We start from the raw sequence: 22,397 nt of genomic DNA, 5'->3' as shown, positions 1-22,397 counted from the left end.
TTGGCGACTTATCCGCGCGGCCGCTCCAAGCCCGCCCGCCCGATGGCCGTGCGCAAGATAGCGGTATCCGAGGAAAGAAATCGATCAGGCGCCTGGCTACGTCAGGCGCCCTGGAATCGCTGAGGACCGCAGCAACACCATGTCGGCGGCCCGTCGGCTCATTTCTGAAGGCTTGCGGCAAACAGCTTGGCGGCCTCGGCCTTCGATTCCTGATCGGCCTTGGCGTCGTATCGGAGCGGCAGGTTGAACTTCTTGCCGAGCTCGGTGGCCTCGGGGTTTGTGAACGCGTGCACGGCGCCGGGATACTCGATGATCCGGTAATCGGCCTTTGCTGCGTCAAAATCCTTCTTCAGCGCATCGTACTGCTCGCGCTTCACGAACGGATCGTCGGCGCCGTTCAGGATCAGGATCTTCGCCTTTACGGTGCCCGGCGCCGGTGCGGGCGTGTTGAGACCAAGCGAGGCGTGAAAGCCCGCAACGGCGGCGAGATCGGCGCCGGTGCGCGCCATGTTCAGCACCACCGCGCCGCCGAAGCAGTAGCCGACGGCGCCGATCCGCTGCGGATTGACCGAGGCCTGCTTGGCGAGTTGCTCGCGCGCGGCGTTGAAGCGCTGCTCCATCACCTTCGCATCCTTCATCACCGAACCCGCGAGCGCGCCGGCGTCCTTCGGGTTGTCGGCGGTCTTGGCGTCGCCGTACATGTCCGCAATGAAGGCGACGTAACCCTGCTCCGCGAACTTGCGCGCCTCGCTATGGATGTGCGGGGTGATGCCCCACCATTCGTGTACCATCACGATGCCCGGCCGCTTGGCCTGGCTCGCGTCGTCATACACGACAAAGCCCTTCATCGTGGCCTCGCCGTCGGTGTAGGTGACCGGTTCTTCCTTGACCGCGGCTTGTGCGCGCGCGACCATTGCGATGGCGCAAAGTGCTCCGACGATGATGGTTCGCATGCTGATCTCCCTGCGGGCTTGCGTCGCCCTTTGCGTTTGTTTTGGCCGGACGGCTATTCCGCTGCGGTCCGGATATCGATCTTCTCGGCGCGGACCGCGCAGAACTTGAACTCCGGTATCTTACCGAACGGATCGAGCGCCGGGTTGGTCAGCAAGTTCGCCGCCGCCTCCGCGTAGCAGAACGGCATGAAGACCATGTTCTCGGGCACGTCGCGGTCGGCGCGCACCTTGACTTCGACCGCGCCGCGGCGCGTCTCGAGTCGGATGAAGTCACCCGGCGCGAGCCCCTTCTTGCGCATGTCCTTCGGCGTCATGAACGCGACCGCTTCAGGCTCGATCTGGTCGAGCACCTGCGCACGGCGCGTCATCGAGCCGGTGTGCCAGTGTTCGAGCACGCGCCCCGTCGACAGCACCATCGGGTACTCGTCGTCGGGCAGTTCGTCCGGCGGGATCACCTTGGCCGGCACGATCTTGCCGCGGCCGCTCGCGGTCGGGAAACCGGTGGTGAAGATGATCTCGTTGCCCGGCTTGTCCGGATCGTCGACCGGATAGGTCACCGCGCCCTCGCGGAGCAGCCGCTCCCAGGTGATGTTCTTCAGCGACGGCATCAGTTCGGCCATCTCGGTGAAGACCTCGCCCGGCCCCGCATAATTCCACGGCAGTCCCATCCGCTTGGCGATCTCCTGGATGATCCAGAGATCCTGCCGCGCATCGCCCGGCGGCTTGATCACCTCGCGCGCCAATTGCACGCGGCGGTCGGTGTTGGTGAAGGAGCCGGATTTTTCGGCGAACGCCGAGGCCGGCAGGATCACGTCGGCGTGGAACGCGGTCTCGGTGACAAACAGGTCCTGCACCACGAGATGATCGAGCTTGGCCAGCGCCTCGCGCGCGTGCTGCAGATCCGGATCGGACATCGCGGGATTCTCGCCCTCGACATACATGCCGTGGATCTCGCCGGCGTGGATCGCGTTCATGATCTCGACCACGGTCAGCCCGCGCACCGGATCGAGCTCCTGCCCCCACAATTTCTCGAACGCGCCGCGCATGTCGTCGCGGTCGACCGGCTGATAGTCCGGCAGGAACATCGGGATCAAGCCGGCGTCGGAGGCGCCCTGCACGTTGTTCTGGCCGCGCAACGGATGCAGCCCGGTGCCGGGGCGGCCCACCTGGCCGGTGATCAGCGCCAACGCAATCAGGCAGCGCGCATTGTCGGTGCCGTGGACATGCTGGCTGATGCCCATGCCCCAGAAGATGATCGACGATTTGGCGCGGGCATAGGCCCGCGCGACCTCGCGCAGCGTCTCGGCGGGGATGCCGCAGATCGGCGACATCCGCTCCGGCGTGAACTCCTGGATCTTGGTCTTCAGCTCGTCGTAGCCCTCGGTATAGCCGGCGATGTACTGCTCGTCGGTCAGGCCTTCGGTGATGATGGTGTGGATCATCGCGTTCAGCATCGCAACATCGCTGCCCGGCTTGAAGGCGAGATGCTGCGTGGCGTGGCGCGACAGCGTCTGCCGCCGCGGGTCCATCACGTATAGCTTGGCGCCGCGCTTGGCGGCGTTCTTGATGAAGGTCGCGGCGACCGGATGGTTCACGGTCGGGTTGGCGCCGATCACCCAGATCACCTCGGCATCGGCCGCCGCGGCGAACGGTGCCGACACCGCGCCGGAGCTCAGTCCCTCGAACAAGGCGGCCACCGACGAGGCGTGACACAGCCGCGTGCAGTGATCGACATTGTTGGAGCCGAAGCCGGTGCGGACCAGCTTCTGGAACAGATAGGCTTCCTCGTTCGAGCCCTTGGCCGAGCCGAACCCCGCAAGCGCCTTGGCGCCCTTCTCGTCGCGGATTTTTCGGAGGCCCGCCGCGGCAAGATCGAGCGCCTCCTCCCACGATGCCTCGCGGAAATGGGTGTAGGGATTGGCCGGATCGACCTGGTCGTTAGCATCCTTCTTCACGCCCGGCAGCCGCACCAGCGGCTTGGTCAGCCGGTTCGGGTGATGGATGTAGTCGAAGCCGAAGCGGCCCTTGACGCAGAGCCGGTTGTGATTGGCGGGACCATCGCGGCCTTCCGCGTAGATCACCTTCTCATCCTTGACCTCGTAGGTGACCTGGCAGCCGACGCCGCAATATGGGCACAGCGAGTCCACCTTGCGGTCGGGATAGACGACGCGCGTCTGCTTGTCGTCGAGCATGACCGCCGGCATGAGCGCGCCGGTCGGACACGCCTGGACGCATTCTCCGCAGGCGACGCAGGTCGATTCACCCATCGGATCGTCGAAGTCGAAAACGATCTTGGCGTCGTGGTTGCGGTAGGCCATGCCGATCACGTCGTTGACCTGCACCTCGCGGCACGCCCGCACGCACAGGCCGCACTGGATGCAGGCGTCGAGATTGACGCGCATCGCCGGGTGGCTGGTGTCGGCGTGCCATCGCTCGGACGCCGGGAAGCGGCTTTCGGTGACGCCGGTCTTCTCGGCCCAGTGCCAGAATTTGGAGTCCGGATCGTGCGAGGTCTCGCGCGCCGGCTGATCGGCGACGAGCAGCTCCATCACCATCTTCTGCGCCGCGACGGCGCGCTGGCTGGCGGACTTCACCTTCATGCCGACCGAAGGCGTCCGCTTGCAGGACGCCGCCAGCACGCGCTCGCCTTCGATCTCGACCATGCAGGCGCGGCAATTGCCGTCCGGCCGATAGTCCGGCGCGGGCGAATAGCACAGATGCGGGATCTCGGTGCCCTGGCGCTTGGCGACCTGCCAGATCGTCTCGCCGGCCCGCGCCTCGACCTGCTGGCCATCGAGCTCGAACTGGATCATCTGCGGACCGCCGCCGGTGCCGCCGATCTTGCCGATCGGCTCGCTATGCGTGACGGTGACACGGCCATCGGGAGCGTTGCTTCCTCCGGCGGCACCCTTGGCGTCGTGACCGTACCCCTGCGGCGGCGAGTTCTTGTCGTTGCTCATTTAGAATCCTCGTCGAAATTCGCCCTGCCCGGCCCGCTCACTCGGCGGCTTGCTGCGGACGAAACCCGTCCGGAAAATATTTGATCACTGACGTCAACGGATTGGAGGCCGCCTGGCCGAGCCCGCAGATCGACGCATCGCGCATCGCCTGGCTCAATTGGTCGAGCAGTTCCTTGTCCCAGACCGGCTGCTGCATCAACAGCGCCGCCTTCTCGGTTCCGGCACGGCAGGGCGTGCATTGCCCGCAGCTCTCGTCCTCGAAGAACTTCATCAGGTTCAGCGCGGCATCCCTGACGTCATCGGCGTGCGAGAGCACGACGATGGCGGCCGAGCCGATGAAGCAGCCGTATTTTTCCAGCGTGCCGAAATCGAGCGGGATGTCGTCCATCGATGCCGGCAGGATGCCGCCGGACGCGCCGCCCGGCAGATAGGCCTGCAGGGTGTGGCCGTCGGCCATGCCGCCGCAGAACTCGTCGATCAATTCGCGCAACGTGATGCCGGCCGGCGCGAGCTTGACGCCGGGATCCTTGACGCGTCCCGACACCGAGAAGCTGCGCAGGCCGTGGCGCTCGTTGCGGCCGTGGCTCTTCCACCAGTCGGCGCCCTTCTCGACGATGTCGCGCACCCACCACAACGTCTCGATGTTGTTGATCAGCGTCGGCAGCCCGAACAGCCCGACCTGGAACGGATAAGGCGGCTTGTGGCGCGGCAGGCCGCGCTTGCCCTCGATCGATTCCAGCAGCGAGGATTCCTCGCCGCAGATATAGGCGCCGGCGCCGCGCCGCAGATGCAGCACAGGTCCGCCGGGCGGAAGCTTTGCGATCTCGCGCGCGAGGATCTCGCGGCAAGCCGGGTACTCGTCGCGGATATAGATGTAGACCTCGGGCGCCTCGACCACGTGCGCGCCGATCAGCATGCCCTCGAGGAAGCGATGCGGATCGGTCTCGAGATAGTAGCGATCCTTGAATGTGCCGGGCTCGCCTTCGTCGCCGTTGACAGCCATTAGCCGCGGACCGGGTTCGCCGAGCACGGCGCGCCACTTGCGCCCTGTCGGGAAACCGGCCCCACCGAGACCGCGCAGCGAGGCATCGTCGAGCGCCTTCAGCAGGTCCTCGCGCGGCAGCTCGCCCGAGCGCAGGCGCGTCAGCAGCTTATATCCGCCGTCGGCGACGTAGGCGTCGTAATCGACGTAAGGCGGCAGATGCACATGGGTGTCGCCGTTCTTCGCCGCAGCGAGCACGTTGCTGACGGTCGCATGATCGATGAAGTTGTGGCCGACCTCCGCCGCAGGTGCAGTGTCGCAGCGGCCGACGCATGGCGCCCGCACCACGCGGATGCCGGGCCCGGCGCGGCTCTGAAGATCCTTCAAGAGCTGCTCGCCGCCGAGCATCGCGCAAGTCAGCGAATCGCAGACCCGCACGGTGAGCGGCGCGATGCCGGGCTCGCCTTCCTTCACGATGTCGAAATGCGCATAGAAGGTCGCGGTCTCGAACACTTCGGCGAACGACAGCCGCATCTCATCGGCGAGCGCGGCAAGATGCGCGGCCGAAATCTGATGGTATTTGTCCTGGATCAGATGCAGGTACTCGATCAAGAGGTCGCGACGCCTCGGCCGGTCGGCGAGCAGCGCCTCGATCTCATGAGCGGCCGCAGGATCGACCTGGCGTCCCTTGGGCGTGGCTTTCGCCCGCTTCCTGCCGGCTCCGGGATGCTCGAACGCGCGGACCTTGTGAACGTCGTCTCCGCTCATGAAACCTCGCCTTGGAACCCGGCTTCGTGCAAATTGCGCCGGTTCAACTAACTGTATTCTCTGGCATGCCACAGGCAAGCAGATTTAGAACGCCTCTAGCAACGTCGGGTTGCCGCGCAGGTCGTTGTTAATGTTTGCCTATCGAGTGATCTGAATTCCAAATCACGCGAGCGTCCGGCAGAGGCGATCTCGCCCGCATCCTGCGATCTCAGAGCAGGTCGGCGTAGCCGAGAAAGCCGACCACATCGCCCGGCTCGACCCGCACGATGGCCTCGCCGAGCTCGATCAGCCCATCCGTCTCGATCAGCGACGACAGCAGGCCAGCCCCTTCGCGGGGAAACTTGGTCGCCTCCAGCGCGCCGTCCGCCGCCCGCCGCAGCGAGGCGCGGACATATTCGCGGCGGCCGCTCTTCTTCTTGTAGCTGAAGGCGGCCCGGACCGGCATCGGCAGCAACGTCGACGGCGCGGCGCCCGACAGCGCCAGCACGGTTGGCCGCACCACGTGAACGAAGGTGACGAAACTCGCCACCGGATTGCCGGGCAAGCCGATCAGCGGCGTGCCGTCGACCACGCCCATCGCCACCGGTCGGCCCGGCTTGATCGCCATCCGCCACAGCACCAGCGAGCCCGCCTGCTCGATGCCGGCCTTGACGTGGTCCTCTTCGCCGGTCGAGACGCCGCCGGTGGTCAGGATCAGGTCGTAGCGTTGCGCGACCTGCTTGAGCGCGGCAGCAAGTTCGGCCCGTTCGTCGCGCAGGATGCCGAGATCGCCGACCTCGCAGCCGAGTCGCCGCAGCATCGCGATCAGCATGAAGCGGTTGGAATCGAACAATTGCGCTTCGGCGCGAGCACTTCCCGGCGCGGCCAGCTCGTCGCCGGTGGAGAACACGCCGACGCGCAGGCGCCGCACCACATCGAGCGTGGTGAGCCCGAATGCCGCGGCAACCGCGATGTCCTGCGGGCGCAACCGCTGGCCCGACGTCAGCGCGATATGGCCGCGCGCAATGTCCTCGCCGGCCGGACGTACATTGGCGCCGACCTTCAGGCCGGACGGCAGGATCACGTTACCCGCAGTGTCGATCCGCACGTCTTCCTGCATGAACACGGTGTCGGTGCCATCAGGCATCGGCGCACCGGTGAAGATCCGCACCGCCTGGCCGGGCTGCGCGGCCGCTGCCGGTGCCCCCGCCTGCACGCGGCCGGCGACAGGAAGCGCGCGCTCGCCGCTCGCCGGCAGGTCGGCGCCGGAGACCGCATAACCGTCGACGGCGGAATTCATGAAAGGCGGCAGCGGCAACGGCGCCGCGACATCGTGGCTGAGGATGCGTCCGTCGGCGTCGACCAGGGCAACGGCTTCCGTCTCCCCGACCGGCTTGACGCGCGCGGCGATGATCGCGACGGCGTCGTCGACCGACATCATCGGTCCGCCGAAGGCGAAGCAGTCGTCGGAAAGCTGCGCCATGATGTCTCTTAGTCCTCGGCCATCGACAAGATTTGTTCGACCCGGATCGCGACCTGCGGCGTTATCTTTCGGCCGGACCGACCATGGCGGTTCCAGCAAGACGGCGGAGAGTGGCCAGTCGGTCTCCGCCCGTGCTTATATCCCCAGCTGCGTTGCCATGTGAACCCATCCGGACGTCTAGCAGTGCCCGAGACAACCACCGCTCCCATCATTGTTCCTGATCCGGACGATCCGCGCCTGACCGAGCGCGTCACTGGCGTCGATCAGACCGGCGCGCCGACCGAGATCAGGGTACCGGTCGAGCGGCCGCTGACGCTGTACCTCAACGCGCAGGAGATCGTCACGATGATGACGATCAACGACTATCCCGAATATCTCGCGCTCGGCTACCTCCTGAACCAGAACATGCTCAAATACGACGACGTCGTCACCGAAGTCGAATATGACGACGATCTTCAGGTGGTGGTGGTCCGCACCGCGCACCACACCAATTTCGAGGCAAAGCTGAAGAAGCGCACGCAGACCTCGGGCTGCGCCCAGGGAACGGCGTTCGGCGACCTGCTCGAAGCCGTCGAGAAGGTCGCGCTGCCGAAGGCCGAATTGCGGACCTCGTGGCTCTACCGGATGACGCACACCATCAACACCATGCCATCGCTCTATCTGGAGGCCGGTGCCATCCATGGCTGCGTGCTGTGCAAGGAGAGCGCGCCGGTCTGCTACACCGAGGATGTCGGCCGGCACAACGCCGTCGACAAGATCGCGGGCTGGATCTATCGCCACAATGTCGATCCGGCCGATAAGATCCTCTACACCACCGGACGACTCACGTCCGAGATGGTGATCAAGACGGTGCGGATGGGCATCCCGATCCTGGTCTCCCGCTCCGGATTCACCGCATGGGGCGTCGATCTGGCGCGGCAGGTCGGACTGACCTTGGTCGGGCGCGCGCGCGGCAAGCGCTTCATCGCTTTGTCGGGCCAGGAGCGGATCGTCTACGACCAGAACCTCGACTATGTCGAAGAGGAATCGATGCGGCACAGGCGCAAGGGCGAGACCGACCATGACTGACATCCCGGGCGTGCTGCTGGCCGGCGGGCTCGCGCGGCGGATGGGCGGCGGCGACAAGCCGATGCGCATGATCGCCGGCCGCACCATCCTGCAGCGGGTGATCGACCGCCTCGCCCCGCAATGCAGCGGGCTGATCATCAACGCCAACGGCGACCCGGCGCGCTTTGCCGCCTTCGGCCTTCCCGTCGTCGCCGACGATGTCGCTGATTTTCCGGGTCCCCTCGCCGGCATCCTCGCCGCGCTCGACTGGACGGCGGCCAACCGGCCGGATGCGAAATGGGTGCTCAGCGCAGCGGGCGATTGTCCGTTTCTGCCGCGCGATCTTGTCGCACGCCTGGAGCAGGCGCGCGCGGCGGAGAATGCCGAACTCGCCGTCGCGTCATCGGGCGGCCAGGTGCATCCGGTCATCGGACTGTGGAGCGTGCGCCTGCGGGGCGAATTGCGCCACGCACTGGTCGAGGAAGACGTGCGCCGGATCGATCGCTGGACCGCGCGCTATCCGCTGGCAACGGTCGAGTGGCCGACCGAGCCGCTCGATCCGTTCTTCAATGCCAACACCGTCGAAGACATCGCCGAAGCCGATCGCCTCGCCGCGCTCGACGGCGGATGAGGCGCCCGTCTGCAACTTTGTTTCCGGACAAACATCGCCGGCGCCGACGACCGCGAATTTAGATTTCCGCACCCCAAACGAAAAACGCGACGCCGGGGCGCCGCGTTTCCGAATGCGTTGATTGTGCGAACCGTCAGCCCGCGACCTTGGTCGCCGGGACGTCGCGCTGGCGCTTCATCACGATCTTGTTCAGTGCGCCGAGATAGGCCTTGGCGGAGGCGACCAGCGTGTCCGGATCGGCGGCGCGGGCGGTCATCGAACGGCCTTCGTGCGCGAGACGGACCGAGACCTCGGCCTGCGCATCGGTGCCTTCGGTCACCGCGTGGACCTGGTAGAGCTCCAGCTTGGCCTCGTGCGGCACCAGGCGCTTGATGCAGTTGAACACGGCATCGACCGGGCCGTTGCCCTCGGCCTCCTCGATCTTGATCTGGCCGTCGACGTCGAGCTTCATGGTCGCGCGCTGCGGGCCATGGGTGCCGGCGATCACGGTCAGCGAGGTCAGCTTGATGCGGTCGTGCGCGGCCGCCATCTCCTGGTCGACGAGCGCCTCGATGTCCTCGTCGTAGATGTCCTTCTTGCGGTCGGCCAGCGCCTTCATCCGCGTAAAGGCATCTTCCAGCTGGTTGGCGCCGAGCCTGTAGCCCAGCTCCTCCAGCTTGTGGATGAAGGCGTGGCGGCCGGAATGCTTGCCGAGCACCAGCGAGGACTGCTTCAGGCCGACCATCTCGGGCCGCATGATCTCGTAGGTCGAGGCGTCCTTCAGCACGCCGTCCTGATGGATGCCGCTCTCATGCGCGAACGCGTTACGGCCGACGATCGCCTTGTTGTACTGCACCGGGAACGAGGTCGCGGCCGACACCACCTTCGAGGCGCGGGTCAACTGCGTGGTGTCGATCTTGTTCCAGTACGGAAACTTGTCGTTCCGCACGTTGATCGCCATCACAATCTCTTCCAGCGCGGCATTGCCGGCGCGCTCGCCGATGCCGTTGACGGTGCACTCGACCTGCCGCGCGCCGCCGACGATGCCGGCCAGCGAATTCGCGACCGCCATGCCGAGGTCGTTGTGGCAGTGCACCGAGAAGATCGCCTTGTCGGAGTTCGGCACACGCTCGATCAGCGTGCGCATGAAATGTGTGTATTCCTCCGGCACGGTGTAGCCGACGGTGTCAGGAATGTTCACCGTGGTGGCGCCGGCCTTGATCACGGCTTCGACGATCCGGCACAGATAGTCCATCTCGCTGCGGGTGCCGTCCTCGGCCGACCATTCGACGTCGTCGATCTGGTTGCGGGCGCGGGCGACCATCGCAACCGAGGTCTCGATGACCTCCTCGGGGGTCTTGTTCAACTTCACCCGCATATGCAGCGGCGAGGTCGCGATCACGGTATGGACGCGGCCGCGGCGGGCGAACTTGACGGCTTCGGCACAGCGATCGATGTCGGCCGGATGGGCGCGGGACAGGCCCGCGATGACCGAGTTCTTGGAGCGGCGGGCGATCTCGCTGACCGCCTGGAAGTCGCCTTCCGAGGTGATCGGGAAGCCGGCCTCGATGACGTCGACACCCATATCGTCCAGCAACTCGGCGACCTCGAGCTTCTCCTCGAAAGTCATGGTGGCGCCGGGGCACTGCTCGCCGTCGCGCAGGGTGGTGTCGAAAATGATGACGCGGTCCTTCTCGGACTTGTTAGCGGTGGCCATGTCAGAAATTCCTTTAAACTTTGGCGCCCGTCATTGCTGCTTTGAGCGATTAGTTGGGCGATTATCAGGGTCCGGTGATCTGGTACAAACCCCTGAGTGCCCAGGCGCAAACGCCCAGCCGGCCCTCAGGGGCAGGTAAGAAACAGGCCGCCAATAAGCAGGGTGGGCGTTCCGGCCGGGATCGTGGCGGTAGCCTGGGCCACCTCCCCCGAAATCCGATCGATTTGGCCGCGAATCAGCATTGCCAGACCCTGTTGAGCGCCGAAATCCTCGGGCAAAACCGTTGACGGTTGGTTGCCGGGAGCGCTTGGACGCCGTCGTTCTAGACGATTATGGCAAGCCGCCGCAATGGGTAAAGATGGTCAGCTGGGTTGACCTATCGTGGCGCATGAGGCCCGCCGGCTGGCAGGAACGCACCGGCGGAGGGGTTTCCCTCTCCGCAAGGGGGAGACAGCCAAACCAGTGTGCTCACCTCACGTCCACTCATCTCTCGATGAGCAACTCGCGCGGACGCGGACTCGGCGGCGCGAGCCGTCGCGACGATGAAGGCCGCGCTGAAAATAGCGAACGTTTACCTTGCGTGACGTCGATGGCAATCGCGGCGCGCACGCGGCCGGGTAAGTCAATCTTTGCTCAACTGGTTGCATCTAGTGTCCGGCGGCGACCGGGAGTTAAGGGCGCGTCCTTTGGTTGGTTAAGGAGTTATCAGGATCATGCCCGCGACGAACCTGGCCGAAGGGCCCAATCAGCGCCAAGCCGGCTTCAATCTCTTCCTGGTCGGATTCCTGATCCTGTTTCTCGAGCTGGCCTGCATCCGCTGGTTCTCGGCCAAGGTCGTGTTCCTGCAATTCTTCACCAACATCGTGCTGCTGGCAGCCTTCCTCGGCATGTCCTGCGGCTGCCTTGCCGCGCGGCGGAACACCAACTGGCTTGCGCTGTTCCCGGGGCTCGCCCTGGTGACCTTCGCTGCCGTGGTCACGATCATGATGCTGTATTCCAACTGGGGCCAGTTCGCGGTCGACGTCGGCCACCAGGCCTCGCCGCAGGAAGTGTTCTTCGGCACCGAGTATCGCAACCCCGATCTCGCCAAGTTCGTCGTGCCGATCGAGGCGATCGCCGGACTGTTCTTCGTGCTGATCGCGCTGATGTTCGTCGGCCTCGGCCAGACGCTCGGCCGCGCTTTCGACGCCTACGCCAACCGCGTCGCCGGCTATTCGCTGAATATCGGCGGCAGCCTCGCTGGCATCGTCGGGTTCTCGCTGCTGTCGTTCGCGCAGGCGCCGCCGGTGGTCTGGTTCGGCATCAGCTGCGCCGGCATCGTCTATTTGCTCTACCAGGACAAGGCGCTGTCACTGCTGCGCCTCGTGACGATCATCGTCGTGGTCGGATTCACCGCTTTCTACACCGATCGTTCCGGCAGCCACGACATCCGCTGGTCGCCCTATTACGCCGTCGACCTCAACAAATCGAACAGCGTGATCACCGTCAACAGCATCGGCCATCAGGAAATGATGCCGTTCAGCGAACGCGGCTCGTCCTATTCGCTGATCCACCTGCTGCAAAAGCACAGCGGCGGCGCGCCGTTCAAGGACGTCATGATCATCGGGGCCGGTTCCGGCAACGACCTCGCGCACGCCTTGCGCTTCGGCGTCGAGCGCATCGACGCGGTCGAGATCGATCCCGTGATCCAGGACATCGGCATCCACAACCATCCTGACAAGCCGTATCAGGACCCGAGGGTGGTGCCGCATCTCGACGACGGCCGGCATTTCCTGCGCACTACCGAACGCAAATACGATCTGGTGGTGTATGCGCTGGTCGACTCGCTGATCCTCCACAGCGGCTATGCCAACATCCGTCTCGAAAGCTATCTGTTCACCGAACCGGCGTTCCAGGACGTCCGCCGCGTGCTGAAGCAGGACGGCGTCTTCGTGATGTACAACTACTATCGCCAGGGCTGGATCGTGCAGCGCGTCGCCGAGATGGCGAAGCAGGTGTTCGGCTGCGATCCGCTGGTGTTGCCGCTGCCCTACAAGGAGACGCTGACCTCGTCCGAAGCGGTCGGCTTCACCACCATCATCGCGGGTTGCAATCCGCGCATCCCCACCGCGTTCCGCGACCGCGGCCAGTTCTGGCTGAACAGCCTTCCGCCGGAGAACCTGTCGGTCGACGGCTTCGACAAGCCGCAGGAAAAAGTGCAGGACAAGGCAGCCGCCCCGCACGGCGACTGGGTGCCGCTGGCGCCGGCCAGACTGGTGGTCGACAATGAAGGCGCGAGGCAATCGACCAGCGACGACTGGCCGTTCCTCTATGTCAGCGGCAGGCTGATCCCCGACCTGACGGTTCGCTCGATGATCCTGCTCGGCGTGCTCGGGCTCGGCCTCGTCTACCTGTTCAAGCCGAAGGGCGCCTGGCGGCCAAACAACCGGATGTTCTTCCTCGGCGCGGCCTTCATGCTGCTCGAGACCAAGGCCGTGGTGCAGATGGCGCTGCTGTTCGGCAGCACCTGGCTGGTCAACTCGGCGGTGTTCTTCACCGCGCTGCTGCTGATCCTTGCCGCCAATCTGTACGTGATCAAGGTGCCGTCGATCCGGCTGGCGCGGCACTATGCCGGGCTGCTGGCGCTGCTGGCGGTCTCGGTGCTGGTGCCGCTGGACACGTTTCTCAGCGGCGGCATCGTCTGGCGCTACGCGATCCCGTGCGCACTGGCGCTCGGCCCGATGTTCTTCGCCGGCGTGATCTTCGCCCGCTCGTTCCGCGACGAAGCCAATCCCGATCAGGCGTTCGGCTCCAACATCGCGGGATCCGTCATCGGCGGCCTCGCCGAGTCGTGCTCGACCCTGCTCGGCTTCCGCTATCTGCTGATCGTCGCGATCGGGTTCTATCTGCTGTCCGCGTGGATGCCGTCGCGGAAGGGCTAGCGAGGGCTGCTGCACTCAACGTCGCGCGCGAGTCAGGCACGCACAGGCGGCAGGGTTCCCCCGGCGGGGTTGCCCAGCTGCCGCCGTTCGACATGGCAGCTTGACAGGTCGGCTCGGCCGTTACTTCTTGGCGGCCACCTTGTTCTCCGCTGCGCCCTTGCCTTCCGCCTCCAGCGCCGCGCGGACGCGCTTGAATTCGCTTAAGTCGGCCTTGTCGACCTCGGGGAATTTCAGATCCAGCCTGTCGAGCGCATTGACGATGGTCGAGCCGATCACGACGCGAGCGAACCATTTGTGGTCGGCGGGCACGATGTGCCACGGTGCCTCCTTGGTTGCGGTGTGGTGGATCATGTCCTGATAGGCGGCCTGATACTTGGCCCATAGCGCGCGTTCGGACACGTCGGCCATCGAGAACTTCCAGTTCTTGGCCGGCTGCTCCAGTCGGTCGAGGAAGCGCCGGCGCTGCTCCTCCTTGGAGACATGCAGGAAGAACTTCAGGATCACCGTGCCGTTGCGCGACAGATAGCGCTCGATCGCCGAGATGTCCTCGAAGCGCCAGCGCCAGATGTTCTTGGTGACGAGACGTTTCGGTATCTTCTGCTTGGCCAGCACTTCGGCGTGCACGCGCACGACCAGGCACTCCTCGTAATAAGAGCGGTTGAAGATGCCGATGCGGCCGCGCTCCGGCAGCGCGATCATGGCGCGCCACATGTAATCGTGGTCGAGTTCCTTGGTCGAGGGCTGCTTGAACGAGGAGACCTCGCAGCCCTGCGGATTGACGCCCTCGAACACGCTCTTGATCGCGCTGTCCTTGCCGGCGGCGTCCATGCCCTGGAAGATCAAGAGCAGCGACCAGCGGTCCTGGGCGTAGAGCTTCTCCTGGAAGTCGTTGAGCCGCGTGCGGTTGGCCTCGATGATCTTGCCGCCGGCTTCCTTGTCGATGCCGCCCTTCTCGGCGGTCGGGTACGACTTGAGGTGAAATTCGCCCGAGCCGTCGAAGCGGAACGGCGCGATATAGGGTTTCAGTTCATCGGCGAGCGATGGGGACGGTTTGCTGCTCATGGCCTCTCGACGGCTTGCGTGGCGATTTGATCCGGTCGATCACGCTACCAAGAATGCCCTTGGGCAGGAAGATGATGAAGAGCACCAGCAGCACGCCATAGACCAGGTTGTCCCAGCCGACCGCCTTGGTGCCGAACGAGATGCGCAGCACCTCGGCCAGCACGATGGTGATGACGGCGCCGACCGTCGGTCCCAGCGCGACATAGACGCCGCCGACGATCGCCGCGAACACCATCTGCAGGGAGACCGCGATGCCGCTCACCGTGTCCGGCGAGATGAACATCTGGTACTGGCAATACAGCGCGCCCGCGAGCGCGGTCATCAGCGCGCTGATCAGGGTGATCTTCAGCTTCTCGGCAGTGACGTTGACGCCAGCCGCGGCTGCCGCATCCTCGTCCTCCGAGATCGCCTCCATGGCATGGCGGATCATGCTGCGGTCGATCGCGCGCCAGATCACGAGGCCGGCGACCCAGACCGCGAGCGCGATCAGATACCAGGTGATCTTGTCGTCGAATTGCAGCGCGAACAGCCACTTGCCGCTCGGGGCGCGCTGCGGCGTGTAGCCGAGCGAGCCGCCGGTATAGTCGCGGGTCGCGGTGATGACCTGCAGCACGATGCCGGACAGTGCCAGGGTCACCAGCACGAAATAATGCCCGGTGATACGGAAGCGGAAGCAGGGATAGGCGACGACCAGCGCGAGCACACCGGCGGTCGCCATGCTCAGGGGAATCCCGATCCAGGGCGAGACGCCGAGGTGATTCCACAGCAGCGCGGTGACATAGGCGCCGATGCCCATGAAGCCGCCATGGCCGAGCGAGACCAGGCCGAAGCGGCCCATGATCGACCACGACGTATAGGCGAACGACCAGATCAGGATCAGCACCAGCACGTGCAGATGATAGGGATCGCGGTGCACGAAAGGCAGCGCGACGAGCGCAAGCAGCGCGATGATCCAGAAGGCGGCCTGCCTGTTCACGAGCGCCTCGCAAGCAGGCCCGCGGGCCGGATGAACATCATGATGATGAAGAAGGCGAACGCCAGCACGTAGCCCCATTCGAGATCGGAGAACAGGCCGCCGAGCGAGATGATCTCGGCGAACACGAAGGCCGCGATGAAACCGCCGATGAAATTGCCGAGGCCGCCGAGCACGCAGATCAGGAAGGTGATCGGCCCGAACGACAGCCCGACGAACGGGTGCACGTCATATTGCAGCACCAGGAGGCACGCCGCGAGGCCGGCGAGCCCGCCGCCGATCGCCGAGGTGACGAGATAGATGCGCTTGGGATCGACGCCCATCAGCGGCATGATCTGGCGGTCCTGCGCGATGGCCCGGATCGCGGTGCCGGTGAAGGTGCGGGTCAGGAACAGATAGACGCCGACCATGCCGACCAGCGCCGCGCCGAACGATAATAGTCGTGCGTAGCTGAAGTTCATCTCGCCGAGCGCCAGCACGGGCAGGCGGATGCCGAGGTTGCGGAAGTCGATGCCAAAGGCGACGGTGGCAAAACTCTGCAGGATGAACAGCACCCCGCCGGTGGCGAGCAGCTGGTTGATCGGCGGCGCGGTCAACAGCGGCGCGATGACCAGGAAATGCAGCGCGGCCCCGAGCAGCGCGACCAGCAGGATGACCAGCGGCGCGGCGGCCCAGTACGGCAGATGAAACACCTGCACGAGATAGTACATGCCGTACATGCCGATCATCACGAGCTCCGCGTAGCAGATCCAGGTGACGTCGATGACGCCGAAGATCAGGTTGAGCCCGAGCGCCAGCAGCGCCAGCACGCCGCCGAGCAGGATGCCGTTGATCACGGCTTCCAGCAGGTAGATGTCGAAGATGTTGAGGAAGGATTGCATGGATGCTCTGCCCCCTAGACTGCGACGTCACGCGTTCCCGTTATCCTGAGGAGCCGCGAGGCGGCGTCTTGAAGGATGTACGGCCCGGCTGGTGGCCGTCGATCCTTCGAGACGCGGCTAACGCCGCTCCTCAGGATGACGGGAAACGGCGTGAACACGCCTGCCAGATGTGATCTCATCATCCCCTACACCCCGAGATACGCCTGCTTGATCGTATCGCTGGCGGCGAGCTCCGCCGCGGTGCCGGCGGCGCGGATGCTGCCGGCTTCCAGCAGGTAGGCGCGGTCGACCACGCGCAGCACCTGCTGCACGTTCTGCTCGACGATCAAGACCGTCAGCCCGCTCGAGCGGATGCGCCTGACCAGTTCGAACACCTGCTGCACCACGACCGGCGCGAGCCCAGCCGAGGGCTCATCGAGCAGCAGCAGTTTCGGGTTCGACATCAGCGCCCGGCCGATCGCGCACATCTGCTGCTCGCCACCCGACATCGTCCCGGCCATCTGGTGACGTCGCTCCTTCATGCGCGGGAACAGCTCGAACACGAACTCCAGCCGCTCGGCGTAGTGCGCGCGGGCGCCGGGCATGTAGGCGCCCATCTTCAGATTGTCGGCCACCGTGAGCCGCGGAAACAACCGGCGGTTTTCCGGCACATGCGCAATCCCGAGGCTGACGATGCGATGCGCCGGCGTCGCGACGACGTCGGTGCCCTGCATCGCGATGGCGCCCCTGATCGGCCGGATCAGGCCGGAGATCACGCGCATCAAGGTGGTCTTACCGGCGCCGTTCGGGCCGATCACGCCGACCGCCTCGCCCGCCTTCACATCGAGGCTGACGTCGAACAGCACCTGGAAGCTGCCATAGCCCGCGTCGATCGATCGGAGCTCCAGCATGCCGGTCACGCTCCGATCCGGCGGCGCGCCTGCTCGGCGACGGCGGCAGCCAGGCTCGCATCCGCATCGGTGCCGAGATAGACCTCGATCACGTGTGGATTGCCGGCGACTTCCGCGGGCAGGCCCTCGGCGATCTTCTCACCATGATCCAGCACCATCACGCGATCGACCACCCGCATCAAGACACCCATGATGTGCTCGACCCAGATGATGGTGATGCCGAGTTCGTCGCGGATCCGGCGCAGCATGTCGGCGGCCTGGTCCATCTCGGACTCGTCGAGGCCGCCGAGGCTCTCATCCGCGAGCAACAATTTCGGCCCGGTCGCGAGCGCTTTTGCCAGCTCGAGCTTCTTCAACCCCGCGGCGCCCAGACCCTCGACGCTGCTGTGGCGGTCGGTCGGCAGGCCGACCATCGCCAGCGCACGTTCGGCCGCCTCCTCGGCCTTGCTGCGGCTGTGGCGGCCCTGGCCGTAGAAGCCGGCGAGCGCGACGTTCTCGAACATGCTCAAGCGATGGAACGGCCGCGGGATCTGGAAGGTGCGGCCGATGCCGCCGACGATGATCCGGTGCGGGGAAAGACCTGCGATCTCGCGGCCGTCGAACAGGATCGAGCCCTCGGTCGGCGGCAGTGTGCCCGACAGCATGTTGAAGATCGTGCTCTTGCCCGAGCCGTTCGGGCCGATCAGGCCGAGGATCTCGCCCTGCTCGACGCGGAACGACACGTTGTTGACGGCGCGAAAACCGCCAAACCGCTTGACCAGGCCTTCGACGGCGAGCACGGCGTCCCCTTCGCAAGCGAGCTATTTGTAGCTGTAGGTGGTGCCGGCCGGCAGCGGCAGCACGGTCTCGCGCTGCATCTGGCTCTTCGGCCACACTACATAGGATTTGTCGTCGATATATTGCAGCACCACCGGGAACGAGCGCGCGTTCTGCCCGGCGTACTGCTCGCCGTCGCCGTAGAACTTCACGCCGTAGCCGAGCATAGTACCGCCCTCGGGAATGTCGGTGTCGAGCGCGGCCTTGCGCAACGCGTCCGGATCGACGCCGCCATATTTCTTGATCGCGCGCGGCAGCACGTCGTCGAGGAACACATAGGCATTGGCCGCGCCGATGCCGACATGGGCGGAGCGGATCGGCACGCCGGGCTTCAGCCGGTCGAACTCCTCACCGACCATCTTGATGACCGGCGGCAGCTTGGCATCCATGTCCTTCTGGTTGGCGAGCCAGATCGAGATCGGGTCGGTGTTGAAGAGATAATTGGCGTCGGCGCCGAGGCCTTCCTTCAGCTTCTCGTAGACGCCATAGCCGGCGCCGTGGCCGACGATGGCGCCGAACTTCAGCCCCTGCTCGCGTGCCTGGCGAAACAACAGCGTAATGTCCGGATTGTAGCCGGTGTGGAAGATCACGTCGGGCTTGGCGCGCTTCAGCTTGGTGACCAGCGCCGACAGGTCCGGCGCGGTCGCCGAATAGCCCTCCTTGAGCACGACGTTGAAGCCGGCCTTCTTCGCGCCGGCCTCGTTGCCCTTGGCGACGTCGACGCCATAGGCGCCGTCCTCATGGATGATGGCAACGCGGAGGTCCTTCGGCTCCTTGCCGAACTTCGACATCGAGTATTGCGCGATGAAGTCGGTCGTCATCATGCCGTACTGGTTGCCGGCGGCCTGCGGCCGGAACACGTATTTGTAGTTCTTGCCGTCGAACACGCCCGATGAGATGCAGGTCGTGATCCACATGAATTTCTTCATCTGGTCGACCCTCGCTGCCACCGGCACGCATTGTGCCGAGGAGAAGAAGCCCATCACCATGTCGACCTTTTCCTGCTCGAGCAGGCGGACGGCTTCGTTGATGGCGATGTCGGGCTTGCTCTGCGCGTCGGCATAGACGGCCTCGACCTTGTATCCCTCGACGCCGGTCCGGGCGTAATGGTCGAGCATGATCTTGACGCCGGTATATTGCAGCTCGGAGCCGCCGCCGGCCAGCGGGCCGGTCAGATCGAAGATCACGCCGATCTTGATCTTCTTGTCCTGCGAATGCGCGGCACCGGCCACGCCGAGCGCCGCAAGCGCGACAGACAGACCCGCGAGCCAGCGGGCGGTCTTCCTGACCGGCATGAATCCCTCCCCAGAGATTGTGCACTGCATTTTTTGTTTTCGTGCTGCCCTATCACAGGGGGAGCGGCCGATGATGTCAAGCGCGATAGCTGCGTCGCCACGGCGCAGGCTTGCGCAAAGTTTCGGCGGAACGGACGCGCGGCGCCAGGATGTGTACGCACAAAGCCGCATCCACTTTGCCCTCAACGAGGCGATACGAAATGCGGTCCGATCTCCTGCAGCCCGGAGAACTACGGAAAGAAGGAACGCCGTTTCTGCCTTATCCTGAGAGCCGCGAAGTAGCTGTCATTGGAGGCGACACATGACTCATATGCTTTGCAGAACGAGACTCATCTCGTGGTTCGGTGCATGCCTACTTGGATTGGGAGCATGGCTTGCCGCCTCGTCGGGTGCCGTGGCACAGAATTCACCCTCCGCCGAGGCCAAACTGAAGGAGTTGAACATTACGCTGCCGCCGGTGCCTGTTCCGGTCGCCAATTACGTCGATGCAGTCCGGGTCGGCAATCTGCTCTTCCTTGCGGGAAACACGCCGGCTGCCGACTGGAAGTACAAGGGCAAGGTGGGCAAGGACCTCACCGTGCAGGAGGGCTACGACACGGCCCGTCAGGTTGGCCTGATCATGTTGGCGAAAGTGCGCGTCGCACTTGGAAGTCTCGATCGGGTGAAGCGCGTGGTCAAGGTCTTCGGGATGGTCAATTCGGCCGACGGCTTTGGTGACCAACCGAAAGTCGTAAACGGATTCTCCGACTTGATGGTGGAGGTATTTGGCGCCGCAGCCGGCAAGCACGCGCGATCTGCCGTCGGGATGGCCGGACTTCCCTTCAACAATGCCGTGGAGGTCGAGATGATCGTTGAGGTGGCCGAATGATCAGCCGTTGCTCAGGGCCGGAATCCGCCAAAGACTGATGGTACTGGTCACAAACGTCCCCGAGTGAGTGCGCCCTACGCCGGCAGCTGCGTTTCGATGAACGCGGTGACGAAGCGCGGCATGGCAGCAGTGAGATCGGCGCGGCTGCGCACCAGATGGATGCCGGCAAGCTCGGGATTTTCCTGGCGTGCGAGGTTGGCCTCGATGCGCGTACGCAGCGCGTCACCGGGCATGTCGACGCGCAGGATCTGCATCATCGCGAGCGCAGGCCCGGTGTAAATGCAGTGCCAATCGGCGTCGCCGCGGCAATCCGACGGCAACAACCCGGTCTCCTCCTCAAGCTCGCGCATCACGCTGCCGGCGATATCGACCGTCTCGCCTCTGATGTCGTCGAGATCGGGCGTGCCGGAGGGGAAATAGATGCGTCCGGCATTGGCCGTCTGTTCGCCCATCACCCCACACACGAAGGTGCCGTCGCTGGCGAGCAGTGCGCCCATGCCGAAGCCGTTGAAGACCTCCTTGTCGGGAAAGCCCCAATCGCGCCAGGCGAGGAAGCTTGCGAAATCGGTCTCGAAGTAGCTCGCGCTGAGCCGCCCGTCGGCAAACACCGGATCGCGCCCGAGCAGGACGCGGCCGTTCCACAGGCTCGGGTTCAATCGCTGCTGCTCGGCGAAATGCGCGTCGATCTCGGCGCGGCGCTGGTCCGCGAACGGCCAGGGCCGCCGTTCTAACGCCAGGTCGAGCGCGGTGACGCGACATATGAGCGGAGCTTGCATGTCGGGCACAGCGCGCCTACTTCGCGCTTCCGGTCGTCTTCTTGACCTGATCGACGAACTTGTTGGTGTAGGTCTTGGTGACGTCGATGCCGGCCTTTGCCACTTCGGGTGAACCCTCGCTGAACACGGCGAGCACCGCCTCCGCACCCTTGGGGTCCATCTTGCCGGTCTCGGAATACATCGGGATCGTATTCTTCAGCGCCGCGAGATACTGCGCCCGGTCCTTGCCGACGATCTCGTCCGGCATCTTGGCCATGATGTCTTCGGCGGTGTGCGAATGAATCCAGACCAGCGTCGCCATGATGGCATTGGTCAGCGCCTGCACCTCCTTCTCGTGGCCGTTGACCCAGGCTGCGGTCGAATAGAGCGCCCCGCCGGGATATTCGCCGCCGAACACCGCCAGCGTGTCGTGCTGGGTGCGGGTGTCGCTCAGGATCTTGAGATCGGAATGGCTGCCCTGCAGCACGGTGACGGCAGGATCGAGCATCACCGCAGCGTCGATCTGGCCCTGCTCCATCGCGGCCACCGCGGTGGCGCCGAGGCCGACGCCGATCACGGCAGTGCCGGCCGGATCGAGGCCGTTCTTCTTCAGCATGTATTTCAGGAAGAAGTCGGTCGAGGAGCCCGGCGCGCTGACGCCGACCTTCTTGCCAGCCAGATCCTTGATCGAATTGATCTCGCCGGTGTGCTTGGGCGAGACCACCAGCACGAGGCCGGGATAGCGGTCATAGACCACGAAGGACTGCAGCTCCTGCTTCTTGGCGGCGAGATTGACGCAGTGATCGAAATAGCCGGAGACGACATCGGCGCTGCCGCCGAGCACCGCCTTGAGCGCATCCGAGCCGCCCTTGAGGTCGACCAGCTCGACCGCAAGCCCGGCCTTGTCGTATTCGCCAAGCTGCTTGGCCAGCACGGTGGGCAGATAGCACAGGCAGGCGCCGCCCCCGACCGCGATGGTGATCTTGCTTTGCGCCGCGGCAAGGCCTGTGGACAGGGTCAGCGCCAGCAGCGTTCCGGCAAGCTTGCCAAGCCATTTGTTCATGACGTCCTCCGTTCGATTGGCCGGCAAGATAGAGGAGCAGGCCCAGCTTGAGAAGGCGACTTTCCGGGTGCTGGTCAAGCCTGCGGCGGCGGCCTCGCATTGCGGATACAAGAGAAACGCCGAGAATCGTCTTGCAGCCGCGCTGTCGATCGGAGCGGCAGGCGCCGGATGACACCACGCTGCTGGATTGATAGCTACCTCCTCGGCGTCATTGCGAGCGGAGCGAAGCAATCCATCGCTCGGCATATGCGGACCGATGGATTGCGTCGTCGCTTCGCTCCTCGCGATGACGGGGGTTGCGGGTCGAGCGCCGGCTTCATTACATGATAGCTGACATATAATTCACTTGCGTCGATCCTGCTCGCTCCTTAATA

17 protein-coding genes are annotated in these 22,397 nt (G+C 64.8%); 4 read left to right on the top strand and 13 right to left on the bottom strand.

Going from position 1 to position 22,397, the window contains the following annotated elements; all coding sequences use genetic code 11:
- Nucleotides 1–158: 158 nt before the first annotated feature.
- The 4 genes from AKN83_RS16380 to AKN83_RS16365 form a co-directional block, all read right to left on the bottom strand.
- A complete protein-coding gene (locus tag AKN83_RS16380; RefSeq protein ID WP_244521998.1) occupies nt 159–953 on the bottom strand; it encodes a dienelactone hydrolase family protein in 795 nt (264 codons plus the stop codon).
- 53 nt (nt 954–1,006) lie between these two features.
- Entirely contained in the window at nt 1,007–3,766 is a 2,760-nt protein-coding gene (fdhF, locus tag AKN83_RS16375) for a formate dehydrogenase subunit alpha (RefSeq protein WP_050405315.1), read from the bottom strand.
- 184 nt (nt 3,767–3,950) lie between these two features.
- Complete coding sequence (locus AKN83_RS16370) at nt 3,951–5,663, bottom strand: NADH-ubiquinone oxidoreductase-F iron-sulfur binding region domain-containing protein (RefSeq protein WP_063695375.1); 1,713 nt, start codon at nt 5,661–5,663, stop codon at nt 3,951–3,953.
- A gap of 208 nt (nt 5,664–5,871) precedes the next feature.
- Complete coding sequence (locus AKN83_RS16365) at nt 5,872–7,125, bottom strand: molybdopterin molybdotransferase MoeA (protein WP_050404087.1); 1,254 nt, start codon at nt 7,123–7,125, stop codon at nt 5,872–5,874.
- A 183-nt stretch (nt 7,126–7,308) separates the two neighbouring features.
- On the opposite strand from AKN83_RS16365, the gene AKN83_RS16360 reads away from it, so the two are divergent.
- Complete coding sequence (locus AKN83_RS16360) at nt 7,309–8,193, top strand: formate dehydrogenase accessory sulfurtransferase FdhD (RefSeq protein ID WP_050404086.1); 885 nt, start codon at nt 7,309–7,311, stop codon at nt 8,191–8,193.
- On the top strand, nt 8,186–8,803 hold the full coding sequence (gene mobA / locus AKN83_RS16355) for a molybdenum cofactor guanylyltransferase MobA (RefSeq protein ID WP_050404085.1): 618 nt from the start codon (nt 8,186–8,188) through the stop codon (nt 8,801–8,803). Before AKN83_RS16360 ends, mobA begins: the two co-directional genes overlap by 8 nt.
- Nucleotides 8,804–8,936: 133 nt before the next feature.
- Here the strand turns inward: mobA and AKN83_RS16350 are convergent, their stop codons facing one another.
- Entirely contained in the window at nt 8,937–10,499 is a 1,563-nt protein-coding gene (locus AKN83_RS16350) for a 2-isopropylmalate synthase (protein WP_050404084.1), read from the bottom strand.
- 713 nt (nt 10,500–11,212) lie between these two features.
- Here AKN83_RS16350 and AKN83_RS16345 point away from each other — a divergent pair.
- Nucleotides 11,213–13,420 (top strand): spermine/spermidine synthase domain-containing protein, encoded by a 2,208-nt coding sequence (locus tag AKN83_RS16345; protein ID WP_050404083.1) that lies wholly within the window; start codon nt 11,213–11,215, stop codon nt 13,418–13,420.
- Nucleotides 13,421–13,540: 120 nt separating this feature from the next.
- On the opposite strand, the gene AKN83_RS16340 is transcribed toward AKN83_RS16345, so the two are convergent.
- The 6 genes from AKN83_RS16340 to AKN83_RS16315 all read right to left on the bottom strand — a co-directional run bounded on the left by AKN83_RS16340 (nt 13,541) and on the right by AKN83_RS16315 (nt 19,337).
- Nucleotides 13,541–14,482, bottom strand: a complete 942-nt coding sequence (locus AKN83_RS16340; protein WP_050404082.1) for a polyphosphate kinase 2 family protein — start codon at nt 14,480–14,482, stop codon at nt 13,541–13,543.
- Complete coding sequence (locus AKN83_RS16335; RefSeq protein WP_050404081.1) at nt 14,448–15,458, bottom strand: branched-chain amino acid ABC transporter permease; 1,011 nt, start codon at nt 15,456–15,458, stop codon at nt 14,448–14,450. Before AKN83_RS16335 ends, AKN83_RS16340 begins: the two co-directional genes overlap by 35 nt.
- Nucleotides 15,455–16,336, bottom strand: a complete 882-nt coding sequence (locus AKN83_RS16330) for a branched-chain amino acid ABC transporter permease (protein WP_050404080.1) — start codon at nt 16,334–16,336, stop codon at nt 15,455–15,457. The genes AKN83_RS16335 and AKN83_RS16330 overlap by 4 nt, the downstream gene beginning before the upstream one ends.
- A gap of 185 nt (nt 16,337–16,521) precedes the next feature.
- Nucleotides 16,522–17,226 carry an ABC transporter ATP-binding protein gene (locus AKN83_RS16325; RefSeq protein WP_050404088.1) on the bottom strand — a complete coding sequence of 235 codons (705 nt, stop codon included), beginning with the start codon at nt 17,224–17,226 and terminating at the stop codon, nt 16,522–16,524.
- Between the two features lie 5 nt (nt 17,227–17,231).
- On the bottom strand, nt 17,232–18,005 hold the full coding sequence (locus tag AKN83_RS16320) for an ABC transporter ATP-binding protein (protein ID WP_050404079.1): 774 nt from the start codon (nt 18,003–18,005) through the stop codon (nt 17,232–17,234).
- A 21-nt stretch (nt 18,006–18,026) separates the two neighbouring features.
- Nucleotides 18,027–19,337: an ABC transporter substrate-binding protein gene (locus AKN83_RS16315; protein ID WP_050404078.1), complete on the bottom strand. Its 1,311-nt coding sequence runs from the start codon at nt 19,335–19,337 to the stop codon at nt 18,027–18,029.
- 301 nt (nt 19,338–19,638) lie between these two features.
- On the opposite strand from AKN83_RS16315, the gene AKN83_RS16310 reads away from it, so the two are divergent.
- Nucleotides 19,639–20,205 carry a RidA family protein gene (locus tag AKN83_RS16310; protein WP_244521997.1) on the top strand — a complete coding sequence of 189 codons (567 nt, stop codon included), beginning with the start codon at nt 19,639–19,641 and terminating at the stop codon, nt 20,203–20,205.
- 74 nt (nt 20,206–20,279) lie between these two features.
- Here AKN83_RS16310 and AKN83_RS16305 read toward each other — a convergent pair whose 3' ends face one another.
- Both AKN83_RS16305 and AKN83_RS16300 read right to left on the bottom strand, forming a co-directional pair.
- Nucleotides 20,280–20,981, bottom strand: a complete 702-nt coding sequence (locus AKN83_RS16305) for a hypothetical protein (RefSeq protein WP_050401864.1) — start codon at nt 20,979–20,981, stop codon at nt 20,280–20,282.
- A gap of 16 nt (nt 20,982–20,997) precedes the next feature.
- Nucleotides 20,998–22,023 (bottom strand): ABC transporter substrate-binding protein, encoded by a 1,026-nt coding sequence (locus AKN83_RS16300; RefSeq protein WP_050401865.1) that lies wholly within the window; start codon nt 22,021–22,023, stop codon nt 20,998–21,000.
- Nucleotides 22,024–22,397: the final 374 nt, after the last annotated feature.

It is taken from the genome of Bradyrhizobium embrapense (assembly GCF_001189235.2).
Classification (GTDB): domain Bacteria; phylum Pseudomonadota; class Alphaproteobacteria; order Rhizobiales; family Xanthobacteraceae; genus Bradyrhizobium; species Bradyrhizobium embrapense.
This window is presented reverse-complemented; position numbering and strand designations above follow the sequence as displayed.

Coding starts and splice junctions, on each gene's coding strand:
- AKN83_RS16380 (WP_244521998.1), bottom strand. CDS start 953: ATGCGAACCATCATCGTCGGAGCACTTTGCGCCATCGCAATGGTCGCG.
- fdhF (WP_050405315.1), bottom strand. CDS start 3,766: ATGATCCAGTTCGAGCTCGATGGCCAGCAGGTCGAGGCGCGGGCCGGC.
- AKN83_RS16370 (WP_063695375.1), bottom strand. CDS start 5,663: ATGAGCGGAGACGACGTTCACAAGGTCCGCGCGTTCGAGCATCCCGGA.
- AKN83_RS16365 (WP_050404087.1), bottom strand. CDS start 7,125: ATGGCGCAGCTTTCCGACGACTGCTTCGCCTTCGGCGGACCGATGATG.
- mobA (WP_050404085.1), top strand. CDS start 8,186: ATGACTGACATCCCGGGCGTGCTGCTGGCCGGCGGGCTCGCGCGGCGG.
- AKN83_RS16350 (WP_050404084.1), bottom strand. CDS start 10,499: ATGGCCACCGCTAACAAGTCCGAGAAGGACCGCGTCATCATTTTCGAC.
- AKN83_RS16345 (WP_050404083.1), top strand. CDS start 11,213: ATGCCCGCGACGAACCTGGCCGAAGGGCCCAATCAGCGCCAAGCCGGC.
- AKN83_RS16340 (WP_050404082.1), bottom strand. CDS start 14,482: ATGAGCAGCAAACCGTCCCCATCGCTCGCCGATGAACTGAAACCCTAT.
- AKN83_RS16330 (WP_050404080.1), bottom strand. CDS start 16,336: ATGCAATCCTTCCTCAACATCTTCGACATCTACCTGCTGGAAGCCGTG.
- AKN83_RS16325 (WP_050404088.1), bottom strand. CDS start 17,226: ATGCTGGAGCTCCGATCGATCGACGCGGGCTATGGCAGCTTCCAGGTG.
- AKN83_RS16315 (WP_050404078.1), bottom strand. CDS start 19,337: ATGCCGGTCAGGAAGACCGCCCGCTGGCTCGCGGGTCTGTCTGTCGCG.
- AKN83_RS16310 (WP_244521997.1), top strand. CDS start 19,639: ATGACTCATATGCTTTGCAGAACGAGACTCATCTCGTGGTTCGGTGCA.
- AKN83_RS16305 (WP_050401864.1), bottom strand. CDS start 20,981: ATGCAAGCTCCGCTCATATGTCGCGTCACCGCGCTCGACCTGGCGTTA.
- AKN83_RS16300 (WP_050401865.1), bottom strand. CDS start 22,023: ATGAACAAATGGCTTGGCAAGCTTGCCGGAACGCTGCTGGCGCTGACC.